The 19,993-nt window shown below is 41.9% G+C and carries 19 protein-coding genes; 4 read left to right on the top strand and 15 right to left on the bottom strand.

Translation table 11 applies throughout. The annotated features are described in order from the left end of the window. Window positions 1-185 precede the first annotated feature (185 nt). Complete coding sequence (locus EV213_RS13820; protein WP_133581143.1) at window positions 186-863, top strand: hypothetical protein; 678 nt, start codon at window positions 186-188, stop codon at window positions 861-863. A 154-nt stretch (window positions 864-1,017) separates the two neighbouring features. Here the strand turns inward: EV213_RS13820 and EV213_RS13815 are convergent, their stop codons facing one another. From EV213_RS13815 to EV213_RS13795, 5 genes are all read right to left on the bottom strand, one after another. Beyond that, complete coding sequence (locus tag EV213_RS13815) at window positions 1,018-1,542, bottom strand: hypothetical protein (RefSeq protein ID WP_133581142.1); 525 nt, start codon at window positions 1,540-1,542, stop codon at window positions 1,018-1,020. Between the two features lie 369 nt (window positions 1,543-1,911). Next, window positions 1,912-2,202, bottom strand: a complete 291-nt coding sequence (locus EV213_RS13810; RefSeq protein ID WP_133581141.1) for a nucleotidyltransferase family protein — start codon at window positions 2,200-2,202, stop codon at window positions 1,912-1,914. Window positions 2,203-2,353: 151 nt separating this feature from the next. After that, the gene (locus tag EV213_RS13805; protein ID WP_133581140.1) at window positions 2,354-2,902 is read right to left on the bottom strand and encodes a hypothetical protein; all 549 of its coding nucleotides are present in this window, start codon (window positions 2,900-2,902) and stop codon (window positions 2,354-2,356) included. Window positions 2,903-3,638: 736 nt separating this feature from the next. Beyond that, window positions 3,639-4,445, bottom strand: a complete 807-nt coding sequence (locus EV213_RS13800; protein ID WP_133581139.1) for a 23S rRNA (adenine(2030)-N(6))-methyltransferase RlmJ — start codon at window positions 4,443-4,445, stop codon at window positions 3,639-3,641. 71 nt (window positions 4,446-4,516) lie between these two features. Next, window positions 4,517-6,163, bottom strand: coding sequence for a Kelch repeat-containing protein (locus EV213_RS13795; protein ID WP_133581138.1), 1,647 nt, complete (start codon window positions 6,161-6,163; stop codon window positions 4,517-4,519). Window positions 6,164-6,343: 180 nt separating this feature from the next. Between EV213_RS13795 and EV213_RS13790 the strand changes: the two genes are divergently transcribed. Then, complete coding sequence (locus EV213_RS13790) at window positions 6,344-7,072, top strand: Crp/Fnr family transcriptional regulator (protein ID WP_133581137.1); 729 nt, start codon at window positions 6,344-6,346, stop codon at window positions 7,070-7,072. 276 nt (window positions 7,073-7,348) lie between these two features. On the opposite strand, the gene EV213_RS13785 is transcribed toward EV213_RS13790, so the two are convergent. The 3 genes from EV213_RS13785 to EV213_RS13775 all read right to left on the bottom strand — a co-directional run bounded on the left by EV213_RS13785 (window position 7,349) and on the right by EV213_RS13775 (window position 8,759). Continuing rightward, complete coding sequence (locus EV213_RS13785; protein WP_133581136.1) at window positions 7,349-7,633, bottom strand: holin; 285 nt, start codon at window positions 7,631-7,633, stop codon at window positions 7,349-7,351. 225 nt (window positions 7,634-7,858) lie between these two features. Beyond that, complete coding sequence (locus EV213_RS13780) at window positions 7,859-8,419, bottom strand: hypothetical protein (RefSeq protein WP_133581135.1); 561 nt, start codon at window positions 8,417-8,419, stop codon at window positions 7,859-7,861. A 13-nt stretch (window positions 8,420-8,432) separates the two neighbouring features. Next, a complete protein-coding gene (locus EV213_RS13775; RefSeq protein WP_166639315.1) occupies window positions 8,433-8,759 on the bottom strand; it encodes an ECF-type sigma factor in 327 nt (108 codons plus the stop codon). A gap of 465 nt (window positions 8,760-9,224) precedes the next feature. Between EV213_RS13775 and EV213_RS13770 the strand changes: the two genes are divergently transcribed. After that, complete coding sequence (locus tag EV213_RS13770) at window positions 9,225-9,443, top strand: helix-turn-helix transcriptional regulator (protein ID WP_133581133.1); 219 nt, start codon at window positions 9,225-9,227, stop codon at window positions 9,441-9,443. Then, complete coding sequence (locus EV213_RS13765; RefSeq protein WP_133581132.1) at window positions 9,430-9,861, top strand: hypothetical protein; 432 nt, start codon at window positions 9,430-9,432, stop codon at window positions 9,859-9,861. The genes EV213_RS13770 and EV213_RS13765 overlap by 14 nt, the downstream gene beginning before the upstream one ends. Window positions 9,862-10,789: 928 nt before the next feature. Here the strand turns inward: EV213_RS13765 and EV213_RS13760 are convergent. From EV213_RS13760 to EV213_RS13730, 7 genes are all read right to left on the bottom strand, one after another. Further along, a complete protein-coding gene (locus EV213_RS13760) occupies window positions 10,790-12,082 on the bottom strand; it encodes a sugar ABC transporter substrate-binding protein (protein ID WP_243740172.1) in 1,293 nt (430 codons plus the stop codon). Window positions 12,083-12,110: 28 nt separating this feature from the next. Continuing rightward, window positions 12,111-12,941, bottom strand: a complete 831-nt coding sequence (locus EV213_RS13755) for a carbohydrate ABC transporter permease (protein WP_133581130.1) — start codon at window positions 12,939-12,941, stop codon at window positions 12,111-12,113. Continuing rightward, on the bottom strand, window positions 12,934-13,818 hold the full coding sequence (locus tag EV213_RS13750) for a carbohydrate ABC transporter permease (RefSeq protein WP_243740161.1): 885 nt from the start codon (window positions 13,816-13,818) through the stop codon (window positions 12,934-12,936). Before EV213_RS13750 ends, EV213_RS13755 begins: the two co-directional genes overlap by 8 nt. A gap of 287 nt (window positions 13,819-14,105) precedes the next feature. Then, the gene (locus EV213_RS13745) at window positions 14,106-15,611 is read right to left on the bottom strand and encodes a response regulator transcription factor (RefSeq protein ID WP_133581129.1); all 1,506 of its coding nucleotides are present in this window, start codon (window positions 15,609-15,611) and stop codon (window positions 14,106-14,108) included. Then, a complete protein-coding gene (locus EV213_RS13740; protein WP_133581128.1) occupies window positions 15,608-17,353 on the bottom strand; it encodes a cache domain-containing sensor histidine kinase in 1,746 nt (581 codons plus the stop codon). The genes EV213_RS13745 and EV213_RS13740 overlap by 4 nt, the downstream gene beginning before the upstream one ends. A gap of 828 nt (window positions 17,354-18,181) precedes the next feature. Continuing rightward, window positions 18,182-19,339 (bottom strand): DegT/DnrJ/EryC1/StrS family aminotransferase, encoded by a 1,158-nt coding sequence (locus tag EV213_RS13735; RefSeq protein WP_133581127.1) that lies wholly within the window; start codon window positions 19,337-19,339, stop codon window positions 18,182-18,184. Beyond that, entirely contained in the window at window positions 19,336-19,965 is a 630-nt protein-coding gene (locus EV213_RS13730; protein WP_133581126.1) for an acetyltransferase, read from the bottom strand. The genes EV213_RS13735 and EV213_RS13730 overlap by 4 nt, the downstream gene beginning before the upstream one ends. Window positions 19,966-19,993 lie beyond the last annotated feature (28 nt).

Below are 19,993 nucleotides of genomic sequence, written 5' to 3'. Positions count from 1 at the left end.
GGGAAATTGGAGAATGATTTGGTAGATTGTTGGGGGTGGTCTGGTGGGCAAAGCAGAGGTGATCTCTTTGGTCGCTTTCCTTTAGCGGCGTAGGCAGTTTTCCTGTTGCCTCATTGTTTCTCCCATGATAAGGTAAAAAAGGACGAAAAAGGACTTCTATCTTTTACTTTCCAAAGGAGATTATAATGAAAATAATCGCATCGTTACTCGTGTCCATTCCTTTGTTGTTGACGTATGGAGCACATTCATTCACCATTAAAACAACAGACAATGGATACGTTACAAATCACATAACAAGCAAGACTGTGGAAGAAAACGAGACAGTTATCCATTATACTCAGAATTCACTAGAGATCATTAAAACGATTCACCACGAGCCCCTTCTGTTAAAAGATGAGCCTAAAAACATCGTGAGTCGTCTTGGGTCACAATCAACGCATAAGTATCAACATCAATTACCCGTTGAACGTAGACAAGTTGAAGGAACCTTGCAGGATGCTTACTACATTTATGAAACCTATCATGTGACGAACCACAGCTCAGTTGAACAGCCGTTTCATATGAACTACCTATCACCACAGCTTTTAGAAGGAAGCGCCGGAGGAAAAGCCATTACGTCAAAACAAGTGGAGGCAATCACAGACGCATTTGACCGCGACTACACTGGCGCCAGCGTCAGTCAGCCACAGCACAGAGGGATTGGGTCATCGATCATTCGCCCAAACGACTCCCGTACGTACCAGGTCGGTGTTGTCAACACGACATTCAATGGCCATTTCATTACCTATGGCCGCAATGACATAAAGAAAACACCGGTAGACGCAACGTTTTTTCGGATGGAGTATCTTCGAATAGACGAGTAAATAACTGCGTCAGATTAACTCATACTATTCACACCATATGAAAACCCCCACGTTAACAGCAATGCTGCTGAACTTGGGGGTTTTTCGTGTGTACTACAATTGTCGAGTTGGCGCTTGTCAGTGCGAAATCTTGACACTTCCTATTCGAATTAGATCATTCTTCTATAGTGCCATCTGCAAACGAACTTACATAGTCTTTTAATTCTGGCGTGAAATTCATGGTATAGCCGCTACCGTAAACAGACACACGAACGAGAGAATCGTCTAGATACCCCGAAAGAATCACCCCTTGCTCACCAAGCTGGAACTTCCCTTTTTCATCAAAATGCTGAAAAATCGGCTCGTCCGCCTGCAAAATCGCCAACGCTTCTTCCGCTGACGACGTCGTGTTGAGCCAACCAAGGAGCACATCAGTGACTGGTTCTACAGGAATGTCATCTATATCCAAAGTCACCGTTCCAGCAGTAATGAGCAAGAAACCTATCAACACATACGAAATTTGTTTCTGGTATTTTTTCAGGAAGATATACGCCAAACCAAACACAATAATGATGATCGTGGCTGGCACCCAGAATACCAATACATAGGTCACACAATACGTCACAAGGGCCATGACCATGTTAAATAGTGATTCAGGAAGTGATGCAAGAACGAAATGATTTTGAGCTAAAAGAAACATTCAATACCCTCCACAACAACAATTCGTAATCGACGCTAAACAAGGCAGTTTTTCATGCCACCTCGAATAAAACTATGTAATATTCATGACGCCAAAATGACGTCATAACCGAGATGTCATCATAATTTCGCTTATTTAGAAGAAATTCACTTTTCATAGCATACTAATTTTCTTACATACTTTCCATATTTAACTGTAGAAGTGCTTTTTAACCTGCGTTGCGGATAGTCCTGCCCTGGCGGAAGATGTTTGAGGTGGATGTGAGGCGAGGGGGAGAAATAGTTTTTCTACACATGTAAAACCAGAAGTGATTCTACAGTGCAAAGAAATAAGTGCAATTGAAAAGAGTAAATGATTGAAGGCTAAACGTTATAGATAAATGACTTCTTTTAGGATCTGCTCCTTTAATTGCGGTTTAAGCGCATTGACTGTCACAAGATCGACCTTAGCATCAAGCAGATCTTCCAAGAAGTCATGGAGATCGGCCAGCTTCCAGCCAATTGGTTTAGACAACTCTACAAGAATGTCGATATCACTTATTGCGTTCTGCTCGCCACGCGCATATGAGCCAAAGTAGCCGACTTTTTGGACGTGGAAGGTATCGCTTAGAAAAGATTTATTTGTTTTTAGGCGTTGTTCGAGGGTTTCTTGGGTGATCATCAGGTGTCATCCTCTACAATAGATAGTGACTTAAGTCCTAAAAAAGTACCCTCTTCAGGGTACTTTTTGGGTCAGAGATTCCACGACGTATATTTAAACCACTACGTTGTTAAAAATGATTCTTCCTGCGTATGATATTCTCAAATCATATTTATATGAAAGTTTTACATTGCTCAATCGTCTTTAAAATATGGTTCTCTTTAAACAATGATCTTTTCCGTTCATTCCATTCCTGAATATACGTGACAATGGCTTTCTGTTGGTTTAAAGGAACATTCCCGTGAATGGTTGCCCAATGGACGCTGGACAACAGCTCCATGCCGTACGGACTCTCGAATCCGCGTATAAAATCTTGGACTTGTTTTAAACGATCTATGGACTCTCGATCTCCCTTTTCATCAAGAAACGCTTGTGCAGTCTTGGCGGCATCTTCAGTTAATTCAAGTTCCGAGAATCGATTTCTATCTCCATAACCACGTATAAAGTGGCCATCTAATCTGATAAGTACATGATTAAGGTTTTCTGCATAAGGTCCATATTTGTATTTCTCATAATGTAATCGCAATGGCTCGCCCATCTCTTGTAAAAAGTAGGCTAGTTTTTGGACCTCCAGTAACGTTAATGTGTAGCCTGGGATTTTGTATTGTTCTATTAAGAGAATGAGTAATGCACTGGCTTTAGTTATGCTTGGTTTTGGCATTGAAAGACCTCACTGGAAAGTATGTGATATAAAAGCTGTTTTGAAACGCAACTTTTCTCAAAACTCCATTTATTTTCGATGTGTAGATCCTTTTTAAGCTCGAATCGATTCTATCTATAGTATACCTTTTACGAAAACGTAACGCACTTGATAAATTCATTATGTTCAGATAAAACACGAAACAGTCAGTTTGGCTAATCGTTTGGCAAGACTCGGCGGACACAATAGCAATAAATGAATATAATCTTTCCCTACACTCTGTTTGATGAATATCCCTCCCCTTACCGATTGGCCATACTTTTTTCACCTCGTATTTTCAGAATGGACAGGGGTTTAACCACGTGATTGGAATTTATAAAGGAGTCTCTCTAGAGACTACTGGTGCTGTAGAGTTTCTTTTTTTATGAATCTAATCCCCCTGTCTCCAAAGGGATTAGATTATATGAAATTGATTTCACACTCAAAGAATCGGAAAGTTCATCTAAATTCAGAAGTTTGTGTAGTGCAAAACAATAGTGCATAACTTTGCAAGCCAGTATTTCGTTGCAACTTTACATGGAGAGTTGGGCGTGCTAGCCTATTTGGCAAAGCCAAAGCCTTATGGCGCTTGGCTTCTTGGCGTTTAGTGCACGTCCATAGAGGCAACGTGTCAAGTTGCATTACTATGTAGGTGCAATTGCAATATTATGCATTTCTACATTGCCTAACACAATGTTCAGCTACACCTTAAGCTCATTTATTTTTTTACTTCCCAGCCTAAACCCAAACAACCTAAAAAAGATATATTTTTCTTAATTGGTTCTATGTATTTTACTAGGTTTGCTGAGAAAAGCATGCAAGAAGAAAGCATATTCCTGCTAGATTTATTAGGTGGTTTATTAGTAACTTCAATCATATTGCATTTAAGTTCCGGTTTTAAATCTTCTATAAAACAGAATCTAAATTTTCTAGTATACCTTGGAAACCAAATAACATAAGGAATATTATTCGTATCTAACAAGTTAGTAATCTGAAATACAAGATTTTTATCTGTTTTCTCTGCTGTATAGTACGGATCAACAAAAACTAAATCAAGGTCTTTAGTTTTAATATGGTCTTTCAATTTTTCTAAACCATCTGAGTCATGATAATCTACGTTTATATTCCGGTCATTAATTTCTTTTAAAGTCGGGACTGAAACAATTTTATCGTTTTCACAAACATTAATTGAGATATTCGTATTTAGATCATTTAATAATCTATACACTTGATACCAAGACCCTGGATATGTAATAGGCAACGAACCAAAGTAACTTTTCATTAACCTTAAATAATCATTTTGATACCCGAATATTAAGAATTTACCATTCTGATTGTTATATAGTTCATTGAGCTTAATAGCACCTAATGATTTACTCAATAGTTTAGCATGTTCAATTTCCGAACCATGAGTCTCAAAGTATTTAAAATGTGAAGTCTTCCTTTGAGGATCTTTTACCATCAAGCTCACTAATTCTAATAAAACCATATGCTTTACAACATCACCGAAATTACCTGCTGCCATACAAAAACCTCCCAATTTTTAGTTGGCACTGCAACGTTTGTGGTGCAGTGCCGATGTATGGTGTTTAATTCTTATGATACTCTTTCCATAACTACCATCAGTTCCATATCGTAGATACCACTTTTCACTTTAGTTAATTCAATGGTGTGGTTCCCTGTATTGATTACAATGGAAGTATCAAAGCTTTTTAAGTTGTTGAGCGCACTCGTTAGCTCACTTGTTTGTTGGACGCTGTTTGCATTCAGATAATCAATTAATAAACCTTTGATGTCATTTCTGATATAAGGATCCACTCTTATTGGATCCCGATTGACAAGCTTTGAAGCAACAAGCGGCATCTGTAATTCCCTCGTATTTGTGTCAAGATAATCAACGACAAATATTTGAGAATGTTTCGATGATGTAATATAAACGGCTCCCGAGCCATCCGATTGAACAGTCAATTCGTTACGGGAGTATTCACTAAGTGCACTTTTATTCATTGCAAGAATGGAATTCAATCTAGATGTAGCAGTGTCTCTCCATTTTGCTAAATGCAGCTTATGTGAGCTTTTCGTATACGAATATCCATGAGGATGAAGCTCTTCAGCTGCTTTGGAGTATACATAATATGTGGACATACCACCGAAAGCTAGAATTCTACCGTCATGTAAAAGATTTGCAGCTGCATTCACTCTCCCAAATTTTAAGCTCGGTGCCTCATTCCAACTTTGACTTTCAGGGTCGAATATTAGTGTGTTTTTAAGGTAAACCCCTCCAACTCCTCCATCGTTATTTAATCCACCAATGAGCATAATTTCGCCATTGGGAAGTGCTAGTTTGGCATAATTGGATCGTGGAGACGGCAGTGGAGTTGTTTTACTCCATTGATTGGTTTTAGGATTGTATATAAAACTATCCATCGTTTGCTGTGTAGAGTTGCTCCATCCTCCAGCAAAAAGAATATTTCCATCTGGCAAGACACCCGCTAGATGTGGAGAATAATGCGTGTAAGGTAATGGAGCTAATTGTTTCTGTTCTTTTGTTATATGATTATAAATGACGCCACGTGCTTGAAGTGAAATCAGAATTTCATTTTTATTTAAATGATCGATTTGAACAATTGACGTTCCAACCTCAAGATCAATAGGATCTTCTGATGTATCCCATTCTTTTGTGTTTAAATTAAACCAAACTGGTATGTATGCTGGGATACCGATGCATAGATGGTTTTTACATTCAATCGCGTAACTTTTCGCTAGAAGCAGCACTTCATCATTGAATTGTGATACCACTTCAGCATTCTTCCATTTCACAGGCGGTTTTCCGATGAGAGTTAGCTTATTACTTTCTACGTTAAATTCATACAATGCAATTGTATCTGTTTCATAGTCTTTATCTACTATCATGATATTGCCATTATCTAATGCAGTTGCTGATGTTATGCCTAGTTTTTGCGGTGTGATCGCCCATTTATCTGTTTTTGGGTTATAGATTTGTGCATATTCATCAGCCCCTAGATTTGGTGAGTAGGCAAACACTTTTCCACTGTCCAACATAATCGTTTCTGTGCGATCCATCTCTACTTTAATTGGGCCGCTAGTCATCCATGATCCGTTAGAATAATCATTAGAAGAAACTTCGACAGGTGTGGCCTGAGTAACTTGTGAAGCTCCTAAAACCATAAACATGGTCATAAATATCACAAACAGCGTATTCAATACTCTTTTTGTCAACATAGTCTGTATCCTCTTTCAGGTTTTATTGATTCAATTATATTTTGGTCCACAAAGACATTTCAGATAGTCAACACCTCCCTCATTTCCAAGACCCTTAATTTCCTAATTATGCTATAATTAGTGTGAACATCACGACATTCTACCTTTTACGTAACCCCATTTGTAAAGGAGACGCCTTGTATGTACGAGTCGGTTGTGGACACCAAACTATTTAAGGACGTACTGCGTGACGAGCATAAATCCATGGTAGAAAAACAATTCACCGAAAGAACATACCCAAATGGACAGATTATCTATTTTCACGGGGATGTTGGCGACAGACTTTTTATAATAAAATCCGGAAAGGTGAAAATATTCCGCCAAAGTGACGAACAGGAAATCGTTCTCGGACACCAATTCGCTGGTGAAGCTGTTGGAGAGCTAGAAATGCTTCATTATGACAAGACACGTACAGCATCCGTGGCAGCGATTGAAGAAACAGTGCTATGGTCGTTAGCTCGAGATGAGTTTTTAGAGCTGACTCGCTTATACCCTGAACTTATGCGTAAAACGATATACATATTGAGTGAGCGCCTCGTGCAAGCGAATCGAAAGCTGGAATACCTTGCTTTTTTGGACATTCGCGTTCGTGTCGCTAATTTGTTGCTTGATCTCCACACCAACTTTGGGAAGCAAACCACACATGGTGATTTAATTGACTGGAAAATCACACAGCAGCATTTTGCTAATATGATTGGATGCAGTCGAGAATCCTCATCTCGCATTCTTCACGAGCTCCAAGATGGAGGAATTCTATTTCTTAAAAATCGCTATATTTATATTGTTGATATGGATGAGCTCAAGCTTCTTGCTGGCTGGCAGGAGGATTCTCCACAAAGTCGCCACTGGCATAAGCATTATAATTCATGATGTAGATTCAACTAAATGTGCCCACTTGTTAAGATCGGTCGATATTGATAGGAGACTCAATTGGTTGCGATAATAAAGACTCTACCTTTGTGTACCAAAGATACCATGATAAGGATACAAATTCTGTGGAGTAGAATACAAAAGCAATATGATTTATCTCTTAAGTGAAAAGTGATGTAGCTCACATAATTTATGTGCGCCTAGGTAGCAGCACTGTAGTACAAGCTTCCATGAGCAGATATTTTAAGCCCAGCCAAATCAGCTGGGCTTTATCTATCACTTTAAACGATCTTCTTTGTTCATCAGTTTTTGGCGAGGTTGTCCAATTCGAAACAACCCTGCCGAACTCAAACCAGCGAGAATGCCTACCCAAACTGCTTGTTTTAAGGTGACCGAAGCGAATACAATGCCTGAGCCGCAAACGGCGCAGATGATGCCGATAAAGACGCTGAAAAGCGGGATGTACTGTTCTGGAAATGCTGGTGAGGTGATTCTCACAAGTCGGACAAGCGCCGTAACGATTCCAACGAGAATGGTAGAAAACTGCATAATTTCATTCATACGATCCCTCCTAGAGATTGGTTTGTCAATTGTTTCAATGTTTAAGTTGCCTGCCTCTCGCTTTTATAGTCTCAATATTCCAATAAATAATGAGATAGGGCAGGCATGATCAGCTCGTTTTTCTCGAATTATTAGAACGTATGTTCGATTTTATGAGCCTTCACTATACGTTGATACATTTGACTCGTTCCCGCACCCATGGAGGAATATTTTCTTCTATGCCCGTTATGACGGCTTGTCCTCTCTCAAAATCGGTGTTCGCTGTTTTGTATACGAGTAGCCTTCCTCACCCTCAGCAACATTTTGCAGCTTTCCTTCTTTGAACGCTTCGTAACGATCTGCCCTTTTTTCATCGTTAGAGCTCGTGTTTTCGTCGATCCGCATGTCTTCCTTCAAGCTCCGCTGTCTTTTGACCGGGCTTGCATACGTGCGCCGATCCATCGCCACTGCCGCAGCCGCAGCGAGCGGAACCTCTCGTCCCTGGTCCTGTCTTTTCCGCTGGTGCGAGCCATATTGCCGACGCGCCAGCTGGGTACCACTCAAAAAAGGATAGTCACCGAGAGATGGTTTGTTCTTCCGATAGTCAGATAAATCATCATAGAGCAATACATTCGCCAGCCGTTCGAGAAGGCGCTCCCCCACTTGTTGTGGCAGCTTCCCTGTTTCCAAACAATCATTAATCGCGCGAGAAAGCACCTCCGTTTTAATCATTCGATGCTCTAGTGAACAGCCCGACGCTTTTGTCGCGTTTTCCAGTCTTTGAATCTCATATTCTACGTCATGCATCGCTAGTCTCCTTTCATGAAGCAGTCTCCCAAGCCCAAGCGTTTGCAACTTTCCCAAGCGCTCGCTCGGCATTTCTTGTCGCGGATTGCCGGCTGCATTTCATCATTATACCGGCCTCTGTCGCTGAAAAGCCGATCATATGGATAAGTTGAAGTGATCGCTCCTGGCTCTCTGTCAATTTCGCCTTTTGCATGGCATCAGCCAAATCAATCAACAAATCAGTCGCCGCATAATCCCCTTTATACTGCCGTTCCTGAAAAACATACCAATCTTGCAAAAGCCTTCGTATCCCGTATTTGACCTGATCGCCTCGGTGTGTGATCTCGATCATTGAAACCATACGATCACTCCTCATTTCAATATAAGAACACTTGTTCTTATAATAAACGAACATACATTCTGTTTCAAGAGATATTTTCCTCTGTTTCCAGAAAGGGAAGAGTTAAATGGAGGGATATTGATAGAATCATCAAACTTGTGTAAGCAGGAAAACTTCATATTGCAACAAGAACAAACACACTGAAAAAGCTAGTACACTTCTCTACAAATCCCGGTACAAAAGATTGCAAGGGTGGTACAAAGTGAATGCCGTACTCATAAGCCATTGCTAACTACCTTGGCGAACACTGGTAAAATTCATGGCGAGGGTGGTACATTGAGTGGCTGTACGCATTCTATTGCAAAATCATGCTCTATTGATCGTAATTTCTCGCTCAAACGTCGCATAAGTGATTCCACAAATGCAATTTATATATTGAATTATGTACGATATATGTTACATTAAACATATGGAGGGATACAACAGGTGGGGAATAAAGTAAAGATCGCGCGTATTCAAGTTGATTTAACGCAGCAGCAATTAGCGGAAAAAGTAGGAGTTACTCGGCAGACGATTAGTTTGATTGAAAAAGGGAAGTACAACCCTTCACTTCATTTGTGTTTGGAAATTTGCTATGCGGTAGGAAAGTCATTGGATGACATTTTCTGGGTTACGAAGGAGGATACGAGGGATGAAAAAGATTAAAGATGAACGACTGCTCTTACAAAATTTAAAGAACATCCGAATGGCGTTTCTTGTGCAAAGCGTAGGAATTGTAGCCATCTTACTTTATGAGGTGATTACGAATGGGCTGCAAAGTACGACAGACAACCCATTATGGGTGTTGTTCATTCTAACAGGGCTTGTCTTAACCAGCTTGAACCTTAAGATTTCTGTGGATATGGAGGACACAGCAGCGAAAAGGAAAGCTCCGCCTTATTACTGGATCGTCATCCTTGCCGGTTTATTAGGTCTGGCTGTCGCCCTTTTAACCAAATACACAGCTGGTGGCAGCGGTACGAGCGATGCCGTTATTATCGGACTCGTTGTCTTCTTCTGTTTTCTAATCCCCTATTCAGCTATACACTATTTGAGAAAGAAACGGGCAGAGGAAGATAGTTAAAGATAAAATGGTTGGGTAGAATTGGACATCCGTCGCTTTTGGTGAAGAGCAATGCACCTTACATACCAGTTTTTATCCGTGTCATTCCATAAAGCATTCGCTTTTCCAGTGAATCGACTTTTGCTCTTACGTTCAGCTCTTCATCCGTATCATCTGTCCTTCCAACATACCAGGATATCTACAGTTTCCCTACGAAGAATAATTTAGTTTTCAATAAAGTAATCCCTTTCATTGACTATAGTTGATGACATGTTAAATTAAGGGTATACACTTTGTACCTTAGTACATTTCGTACTTCAAACGCTCCGTAGTAGGTTCTAATCCGCAACATTAGGAAAGCCTACCGGAAAAGAAAGGCTTTTTTAGAGTTGCTTAATCATGTTAAAAAGGTCTTTTTAGAAGCCATCGACTAGTCATCGGTGGTTTTTATATTGGGCATAAGTCTCACCTGCCAGGTGAACACCACCCCGTTCTAACTAGAGCGATGCCTTGGATAGTCAGTCCACGCTGATATTCACTTTTGGTGAAACTTACTCAACCTAACGATTTATGTGTCGGAAGAAACTTGCCAAAGAATGAACCGCGCTACTAGCAAAATAAATAAAGCAAATAATAAAATGGGATATCGCAGGAATAGCAAGTACGCTGATAAGTACAAAGCTACTTTATTAAGTAGCAGAAAACAATGCGAAATTATGGAAACCGAAAATTAACCCCAATTACACGAATGCTTCCTCTGGATGTCTAATAGAAAAAGCCCTACAAGATGTTGAAACTTAATCTGTAGGGCTTTTAACATGACTATTGGGAGTCGCTCTGATATCTTTACATGGGGCAAATGTTAGCGTCTGTTGATTAACGAACGCTAATCCATGGCCATCTAAGGAGAAAAAAGTGCCACAAATGTCTTATTCACTTAAATTCATCACTATTCACCGGTCTGTATGGATTCTATAAAAATTGGCTCGAGCTGTTTTACTGCCTCTTCCGGTCCCAGTTCATCAAGGGCAAGGAGATCCAGCACACGCTGAGTCAAGACTTGAAGTTCGGAAAAGTTGGTGGTGGCTTCCGTCAGACGAGAATATTGGTAGCTTTCATAGATCATATCTTTTTCCTCATCAGTTAGAGAGGAGAACAATTCTTCTTTTTTGTCCTCTGCGACACTCTTCAGAATTGGTACGCCACCGATGTTGTTGTCTACCAAAATGCCAAGCGCTTCTGCTCCAATAAAGAACTGAATCACTTCTGCCGCCTCTTCATGGTGGTCTGATCCTTCATAGGCGACCCAGTAATCTACGAATTGAGTTGTGATAGGCTTCTCTCCACTCGGTCCAACCGGAATGGGAGCAACACCCCATTCAAACGAATCAATTTCAGAGAAGGACGGAAAGTTCCATGGTCCTTCAATCATCATCCCAAGCCGACCCGACGTGAACATGTCGCTTGCCGGTATCGTGGAGGTTTCTGCCGGGGTAGGTGCATACCCTTTGATAATAAGATCTTGAATAAAAGTCAGCGTTTCGACCGCTTCGGGTGAATCAAAGGTGACTTCTGTCATGTCATCGTTAAAATAGCTTCCTCCATTCGACCATAGGTAGGTTGGTATCCCAGACTCAATGTTCGTTTTGGCATGCACTCCATACGTGCGATTCCCACCGCTTCCGCTAGATAAGGCTTCAGCAGCACCCGCAAATTCTTCCCATGTCCAAGGATCTTCCCAATCCATAGGGGGATACGCTACTCCTGCCTCGTCAAACATATCTTTGTTGTAAAACAGGACCTGCGTCATGGAGACGATCGGTACGCCATACATATGCTCATCAGTACTTTGGAAAAGTCCATCTGTATATAGACTCGTGTCAAGAGATTCAAAATAAGGCGTAAGGTCCGTCAAATACCCTTTGTCTTCAAATGTCTTAATCGTTGCGTTCAACCGCCCAATATCAGGGGGATCTCCTGCGGCGATTTGAGTCGTCATCCGTTGAGCGTAATCATCCCAACTTCCCGGAAGCCGCTGTAAATTCACTTGAATATTTTCATGGGACCCATTAAATGCATCCACGATCCCTTGCCATGCAGGCATCTCACTTGTACCTGCCACGATGGCCATATCCAACGTGACCACGTCTTCGCCGTCTGGTGTTTGCTCTACAGTGCTTTCAGAACAGCCAGCCAGCATCATCACAAAAGCCGTAAACAACATGAACAACATTTTCTTCATCAACACACATCCCCCTCAAACATAATTTCTATCCTTTTAAACCGCTAAGAGTAATGCCTTCAACAAAATACTTCTGCGCCATCAGATACACCCCAATGACCGGAATCAATGAGATTGTCGAGGCGGCCATAAGCAGCGTCCAGTCTGTTGTATACAGTCCCTGAAAAGATGAAATTAAAAGCGGTATGGTAAACAGATGTTCTGAGTGCAAATAAATTAACGGACCGAGAAAATTGTTCCACGTGCCCATAAATGTGAAAATCGCTAAAGCGGCAAGCGCGGGTTTTGCGTTTGGCAAAATGATTTTAAAATACACTTGTAAGCGGTTACAACCATCAATTTCCGCAGCGTCTTCAAGCTCATTTGGAATGCCCGCGATAAATTGCCGCAATAAAAACACACCAAAGGCGTTGCCAAGCACAGGCGGTATCATCAATGGCCAATGGGTATCAATCCAGTTCAATTCGCTGAAAATCATATACACAGGAACCAATGTCACCTGGTTAGGAATCATCATCGTTGCGAGAATTAATATGAAAATGATTCGGCTGCCGGTAAAGCTAATTTTGGCAAATGCATAACCAGCCATGGAGCAGGTCAACAACGTGCCGACCGTGACAAAGACAGCAATTTTTAAGCTGTTGATGTAGGCCAAGTCAAATGGCAACGCGTTCCACGCCCTAGGAAAATTTTCAAAAACAATCGGGTCTGGCACCCATTTCGGCGGAAATGTAAAGATCTCTCCCGGCACTTTTAGCGATGTAGACAGCATCCAGAGAAAAGGAACCGTCATAATGATTGCCCCTACCACGAGGACCGCATAAATCGCAATAGTTGCTGACAGTGGACGCTTATGCATCGTAATTCACCCACTTTGAAAACTTAAACTGGATTAAAGTGAAGATGAGGATGATAAAGAACAGCGTAAAGGCAAGTGAAGAAGCTGCGCCCATTTGGAAAAACTGAAACGCCGTCTGATAAATGTGCAACACGATGACATTCGTCTCATTTGCTGGTCCACCTTTGGTCATCATGTAGGGTTCATTGAACACCTGAAATGCATTGATTAAAAGCATGATTAAAATAAAAAATGTCGTCGGGGAAATCATAGGCAACGTAATGGAACGAAAGCGCTGCCAAGTGTTGGCACCATCAATTCTCGCTGCTTCATAAAGTTGGGGTGAAACCGACTGTAGCCCAGCAAGAAATAAGATCATATTATACCCAATGCCTTGCCACACCGCTAGGATAACGACCGACGGCAATGCCCACGTCGTGCTCGTTAGCCAACCAGGCCCTTCCACACCAATCACACTCAAAGCCGCATTGATCAATCCGTAATCAGGGTTATACATCCAAGACCAAACGAGGGCCACAGCAACGGTTGATGTCACCACTGGCATAAAAAACATCGTTCGGAACACCGTTCGCCCCTTCACCTTCAAATTCAGCAGAAGAGCAACAATCAGCGCTCCAATCAGTGTCAACGGAATGTACATGATGGCAAATTGGACAGTGTTTCCCAACACCTTCCAGAACAGTGGATCAGACCATTGTTCCTGATAATTTTCCGTACCGATCCATTCCGCCTTAGACCCAATGTTCCACTCCATAAAACTTATAACAAATGCGAACACCACCGGTCCAATCGTAAACAGAAGCAAACCGATTAACTGTGGGGCCAGAAAAAAACCAGCCCAGAGATTATCTCTTGCCTTGCGGGTTTTTAACATCATGGCACCAATTCCTTCCTAGGAGAATTCCTCCTAGGTTCATCGTAAGAAAATCTGCCGTTCTCAACAATGGGGCGGTGATTGGTTTTTGTTTGGAATCATTTGAAAACAGACATCAGGCTGTGAACAATCACCTTCTGCCAAAAAAATGTGTACGTCTCTACCGACGACAGTTCATAAGTAGCTTCGATCAACAAGAGATGCATTCAATTGAGCAGCAACTAAGTTCTGGCGCCATTGACTAAAACGCCAAGTTGGTTGTACTAATTATACGTTTTTGTTCGTCCATTCTATGAACGATTGGCGCCACGCCGGTACTCCACTGGCGAGCATCCAACATTCTTTTTAAACACCTGGCTAAAGTGGCGGCTGTCCGCATAACCGACACTCTCAGCGATGTCATAAATTTTACGACTGCTGTGTTCCAGTGCTTCTTTAGCCACACCGAGTCGATAAGCCATAAGGTAGTCACTGAAGGATTGATGATGCTCTTTGCTGAACACCGTACTTAAATAGCTTGCATTCATTTGTACGAGCCTTGCTATCTTTTTCAATGTCAGATCGTCTTCATGAAAATGAAGGTGAATCAGCTTTAGAACGCGATTGGCCACGTAACTTGAGTGGGAACGTTGATGCTGTTCAACAGACCTGACAGACGCATGAACAACGGACTGCAACAACTGCATAGCGTCATTGACACGATGTTCCTTAAAATGAGCCGTATCAACTTTATGGAATTCACCTTGGAGTCGAATGTGCAAATCATGAAGGTATTGTAAGGCGTTTGAATCTGTTTCTTTGGAAAGCGCCGTTTTAATTTCCTCCATTGTTTGATCGGCACTTTTCATGTCCGTTTCCCTGATTTGCTTCAACAGTTTTTCTTCCAACTTATAGAAACGGAACGGGCTTTCATGCGTTTGGTGATACAAATCGCTGTAATTGATGCACTTTTTGTGTGAAGATGTTCGCTTTAAGGCCATTTGACTTTGGTTGTAGGAAGCATTTGCTCCTTCTGGAAGTCTCTCAGGTAGTCCAATGCCGCAATGGAGCAGCTGTAGTTTGCTTCCTCGAATGCCTAACAGCACTTCCTGTTGTATGCTCCGACTGTTCAAGGTATTTTGGAAACCAAGGACGAGTAAACGTTCTGAACGGCTGGGTTCGAGCATCATAAGCTCCTGTGGACGCAACGTTGACATCAGATGTTCTTTCAACAGCGTGAATTCATTGTCAAACCGGCGATCGTTCTCCACTCTAATGGACAAGACGGTTACATATGCGCTGCTTGCCAGATGATCTTCCTCGTTGAGCTGATATTTATGTGTATCAATGCCGTTAAGTAAATCCAGCAATCGCTGACGTTTTCGCCACGTTCGAAACTCACTTTCAATACTTTCGAGGTCTTCCATACGCTTTCTGGAAGACCGTCGCTCCTGTAAAATTGTTTCTGCTTTTTGCAAAATAGTGATGAGATCCTCTGCTTTACACGGTTTAAGAATGTAATCCATTGCCCCGTACTTGATCGCCTGCTGGGCGTATGTAAAATCCGCGTATCCCGTCAGTAAAATGACCAGGGCATCATTGTGAATGGTCCGAATCTGTTGCAACAGCTCGATGCCGTTAAGCTTTGGCATCCGAATATCCGTAATCACGATGTCCGGCCGCTTCTTGCTGACCAACACAAGACCTTCTTCGCCATTTTGCGCCTCTCCAACCAAATGCCACCGTTCTACAGACCCGATCATTTTTTTAATGCCTGCTCTGATCACTGTTTCGTCTTCAACAATACAGATCTTCATTCGTTTTCCTCCAAACTGGGCAATCGCAATGTCACTGCAGTTCCTTCCCCTTTTTTGCTTTCAATGCTGACGCCGTAATTCTTTCCATATCTAAGCCTTAAACGCTCATTGACATTCATTAGGCCGATGCTGTTTTCAGGTAACCGAGCAGGGTTCAAAGGAAATTCTTTTACGTCATACGGAAACCCTGAACCATTATCAATAACACTCAAATAGAGAACGTTGTCACTCTCCTGGCTTAGCACTTGAATATGGACCTCTTGCTGAGTGGTTTCCATCCCATGCATGATAGCGTTTTCAATTAACGGTTGTAAAATCATTTTTGGCACTTGACACTGGAGAACAACCTTCGGCACATGAACCGTAAAACGAACCTTTTCTCCATATTTAAGCTTTTGAATCTCAAAGTAATGTTTGCAGTTTTCGATTTCTTTTTCCAAGCTGACGTCCTTCAATTCCTCACTAATGCTGTATCTAAGCATATTGGATAAGGAGACCACGACATTCCCTATAGACTCCTCCCCTTTTATATACAAAGACCAGTAGATACTGTCTAACGTATTATAGAGAAAATGGGGATGAATCTGCGCCTGCAATGCTTTCAGCTGAGCCTGCTTTTCACTGATTTCCTTCTGGTATACTTTTTGAATCATTCGGTTCAGCCGTCGAGTCATTCGATTAAAGCTGAGGGAAAGATCCGTCACCTCTTTGCTGCCTTGCAAACGAATTTCGCCTGAAAAGTCCCCAGTCTCCACTTGCCTCATCTTTTCAATCAGACGCTTTATCGGGCCAGTGACGCTTTTGGTTAGGAGGAGAGAAATGATAATGGCCACAAACACCCAAAATACGATGACATACATATTCGTCTTCTGGACTTCCAGCAACCCCGGCGTCATTTCCTCAGTAGGCACCATCCCGATCGTCTTCCAGCCAATCTCAGGTGACGCATGGTATGAAATGAAATACATCTCACCGTTAATTTTTTCAACAAACGTACCTTTTCCCCCAGTCAATTTACCTTCTATAGCGGGATGAACGGTCTGGCCGATCATCTTACGGTTCTGGCTTGTCACGATGTGATTCGCGTCGTCGATGATAAATGCGATACCCGTTTCCCCCAGTTCCAACTGGCGAATGGATTCGAAAACAATACTTTCAGGAATTTCAAACAGCAAATATCCTTTAATGGCCGGATCATTGCCTTGTAAATTTTTAATGGCTCGTTCCGCTTTTAATAAAGGCTCAATGCTAAACTCGGAGACTTTTGGCGTGTAATGCCAGGAAACTTTCCCACCCAACTGCGCTATGAAGGTCTGTTCCTCGGGAAGCAATGATTCCGTTTGTGGCGAACCTGTCTCCACAATTTTATTCCCTTCGCGGTCGAAAATAACGGCACGTTCGACAACGCCATTTGTATTAATCAACTGGTACAACTGAGCTCGCATGTCCCTTTTTTCCGTATAATTTGCCTCGCTAAGGGATTGAAGGCTCTGCACCCCAGGGGAGGTGATGATGTTTACTGAATCCTTGGCAATTTGACTCAACCGCAACTGAATTTCACGATTTGTCTGCTGGAGCAGTTGTGTTGTATATTGGCTGGCATTCTCATAAATAATTGTTGAACTTTTCATAAAAAGAAAAACAGCTACAGTCATTAATGGGATCATCGTCACACAAAAAAAGCTGATCAATAGTTTCCAATGGATGCTCATTGTTGATTTGGACTTTCCTCGTTTCTTCACATCGGCTTCTCCTTTACGTCTGTACTCCAGCCGGCCAAAGTCAATTTAGCATCTCTTCAAAGGGCTCATCCGTACTTTATAGTTTACGCACATTCCTACAGAAGGGCTATGCCTTTTTACTTTGGAAAGAAGATTAGATGACACTATGTCTGGGAATTGAAATCATCCGTGGATCAAACGCAAGTGAATGGGGGTTGAAAGTATTGAAAGATCAACATTAAGCGTTATTCAATAGAGAAACTCATCAAAAATAACTCTGACGCTTATCTGTACACGATCGATCCAAGTGAGGGAATAGTACAAGATGATTAAACTTAATCTGTAGAGTTTTTGTCATTTATTTGTAGGGATATTTGCGATGAATGGGGATAGTCATAGGAAAACCGTAGTTAAAAACAATGCGTGGGTGGTAAATTTGAGTGGCTGTAATTAAAAACGAGCAGAGGGAGCTCATTAAGGACAAGAGGAAGATAAGACGCGGATACCATTAGCGTTAAGATATCCAGTAGAGCTTACCCATTGATTTAGATTGGTTGAAATAGAACTCACTGATGAAGCTGAGGTCTATTTCAACCAACGTAGACGCACTTCTTCAAACAGGAATTCAAAACCTATCCCTTTCACCCACTAATTACACTGGAAAATGAAATTTGGCTCCAAACCCATTCCTTAAAAATAAACTTTTTAGTTGATCAAATGTGAATGCTTCCGTTACTTTTTCTTCCTGCGCGAACGTTACTGTTTTTTTCCATTATCCGACTACTTTGGAGATTACGTTAAGATTCTTTTTATCCTAGTCACATCAATAAATAGCAAGCCAGTGCCCCCCTACATTGATTTCGCAACCGCTACATTCAACACCGCCTCAATCACTCTACCCAACTCCTCCTCCGTCAGATTACTCCCCGAAGGCAAGCACAAACCATGATTGAAGAGCTGCTCAGCGTGCGAAACGTTTTCTCTTTGTGCCGATACAAACAACCTATCACTAAATAACGGCTGCAAGTGCAGTGGCTTCCACACATGCCGCGCTTCGATATTTTGCTCTGCCAAGCTTTTTAAGATTTCCACCACGGCTACGTCCGCTCCAGAGGGCAACGTCAGTGTAGTCAACCAACGGTTATGCCGTGTGTTTGGACGTTCTGGCATCATTGTAATAAAATCAATAGCTCGAAATGCATCCTCATAAGCCTGATAAATTTCTCTCCTTCGCGCGACACGTTCTTCTAACACTTCCAACTGCCCTCTCCCAATCCCCGCAAGCACGTTGCTCATTCTATAGTTATATCCGGTCTGACTATGCTGGTAATGAGCCGCTGGATCGCGCGATTGTGTGGCGTAAAAACGAGCCTTTTCGATGGCCTCCTCATCGTTGGAGATAAGCATGCCTCCTCCAGAGGTTGTAATGATTTTGTTTCCATTAAAAGAATACACGCCAAAATGACCAAATGATCCGCTCATTCGGTTATCATCAATGGAGCCTAAGGATTCCGCGGCATCCTCAATCACTTTGACACCATACGTCTCACAAAGCGCCATGATTTCACTCATCTTTGCACATTGTCCATACAAATTCACTACAATCAAAGCCTTTGGAAGGCACCCACCCTTATCCGCCTCTTGAAGCGCTTTTTTCAACGCTTGCGGACACATATTCCACGAATCTAGCTCCGAATCGATGAAGACAATCTTGGCTTTCTGATATAAAACGGGGTTTGCACTTGCTACGAATGTCAATGAGGAACAAAAAACCGTATCGCCTTCCTCTACCCCGATCAGCTTTAAGGCTAAATGAATTGCAGCTGTGCCAGAGGATACTGCTGCCGCTGCCTTTACACCTGCATATGCCGCAGTTTCTCTCTCGAATTCATCGACATTTTTGCCTAAAGGGGCAACCCAATTTGTATCAAACGCTTCTTGCACATATTTTTGTTCTCTACCACTCATGTGTGGAGATGACAAATGGATCCTCTCTAGTTGGTTCATTGGCTACTCCTTTCTCTTATCTTCGCTGGTACACCTACAGCAGTGGCATAATCAGGAATATCATTTGTGACGACAGCGCCTGCTCCTATAGTGGACCATTGACCGATAGAGACACCTGGAATCACAACGGCTCCTGCTCCAACCATGCTCCCTTCTCCTACCTTCACATTTCCTGTGAGTGTAGCCCCTGGTGCGATATGTGCAAAAGCGCCAATGTGACAGTCATGTCCAACACTTGCTCTTGTGTTAATAATCGTATGTGCACCTACAATTGCATCGGCTTGCACCACAGCTCCCGCCATAATAACGGCACCAGATTCAATCGTTGCCTGCTGACTAATCACTGCACTGGGATGATTGAACGTTTCATAAAAATTAAGTAGTTGATGTGCGACATAGATCTTCTTTCGCGTATGGTTGTCCCCAATGGCGATCACAAAAGTGTCATCTGATGGACTAACTTGAGATAAATCCATTTGGGGATGATAGAAAATATCTGTCATTGTGTATACATGTTGAATTTTTTGATCGAATATTCTATTAATTTTAAAATCAGGAACTAGCCGAATTAAATCCTGAATGACTTTGCTATGGCCACCGTTACCAATTAAATTGATTTGCTTCATAAATTACGCTGACTATCCTTAAATTTTA

This window comes from Aureibacillus halotolerans (genome assembly GCF_004363045.1).
GTDB classification, from domain to species: Bacteria; Bacillota; Bacilli; order Bacillales; family DSM-28697; genus Aureibacillus; species Aureibacillus halotolerans.
This window is presented reverse-complemented; position numbering and strand designations above follow the sequence as displayed.

Coding starts and splice junctions, on each gene's coding strand:
- EV213_RS13790 (WP_133581137.1), top strand. CDS start 6,344: ATGTACGAGTCGGTTGTGGACACCAAACTATTTAAGGACGTACTGCGT.
- EV213_RS13745 (WP_133581129.1), bottom strand. CDS start 15,611: ATGAAGATCTGTATTGTTGAAGACGAAACAGTGATCAGAGCAGGCATT.
- EV213_RS13775 (WP_166639315.1), bottom strand. CDS start 8,759: ATGGTTTCAATGATCGAGATCACACACCGAGGCGATCAGGTCAAATAC.
- EV213_RS13730 (WP_133581126.1), bottom strand. CDS start 19,965: ATGAAGCAAATCAATTTAATTGGTAACGGTGGCCATAGCAAAGTCATT.
- EV213_RS13805 (WP_133581140.1), bottom strand. CDS start 2,902: ATGCCAAAACCAAGCATAACTAAAGCCAGTGCATTACTCATTCTCTTA.
- EV213_RS13820 (WP_133581143.1), top strand. CDS start 186: ATGAAAATAATCGCATCGTTACTCGTGTCCATTCCTTTGTTGTTGACG.
- EV213_RS13800 (WP_133581139.1), bottom strand. CDS start 4,445: ATGGCAGCAGGTAATTTCGGTGATGTTGTAAAGCATATGGTTTTATTA.
- EV213_RS13780 (WP_133581135.1), bottom strand. CDS start 8,419: ATGCATGACGTAGAATATGAGATTCAAAGACTGGAAAACGCGACAAAA.
- EV213_RS13755 (WP_133581130.1), bottom strand. CDS start 12,941: ATGCATAAGCGTCCACTGTCAGCAACTATTGCGATTTATGCGGTCCTC.
- EV213_RS13750 (WP_243740161.1), bottom strand. CDS start 13,818: ATGATGTTAAAAACCCGCAAGGCAAGAGATAATCTCTGGGCTGGTTTT.
- EV213_RS13765 (WP_133581132.1), top strand. CDS start 9,430: ATGAAAAAGATTAAAGATGAACGACTGCTCTTACAAAATTTAAAGAAC.
- EV213_RS13810 (WP_133581141.1), bottom strand. CDS start 2,202: ATGATCACCCAAGAAACCCTCGAACAACGCCTAAAAACAAATAAATCT.
- EV213_RS13760 (WP_243740172.1), bottom strand. CDS start 12,082: ATGAAGAAAATGTTGTTCATGTTGTTTACGGCTTTTGTGATGATGCTG.
- EV213_RS13795 (WP_133581138.1), bottom strand. CDS start 6,163: ATGTTGACAAAAAGAGTATTGAATACGCTGTTTGTGATATTTATGACC.
- EV213_RS13735 (WP_133581127.1), bottom strand. CDS start 19,339: ATGAACCAACTAGAGAGGATCCATTTGTCATCTCCACACATGAGTGGT.
- EV213_RS13785 (WP_133581136.1), bottom strand. CDS start 7,633: ATGAATGAAATTATGCAGTTTTCTACCATTCTCGTTGGAATCGTTACG.
- EV213_RS13815 (WP_133581142.1), bottom strand. CDS start 1,542: ATGTTTCTTTTAGCTCAAAATCATTTCGTTCTTGCATCACTTCCTGAA.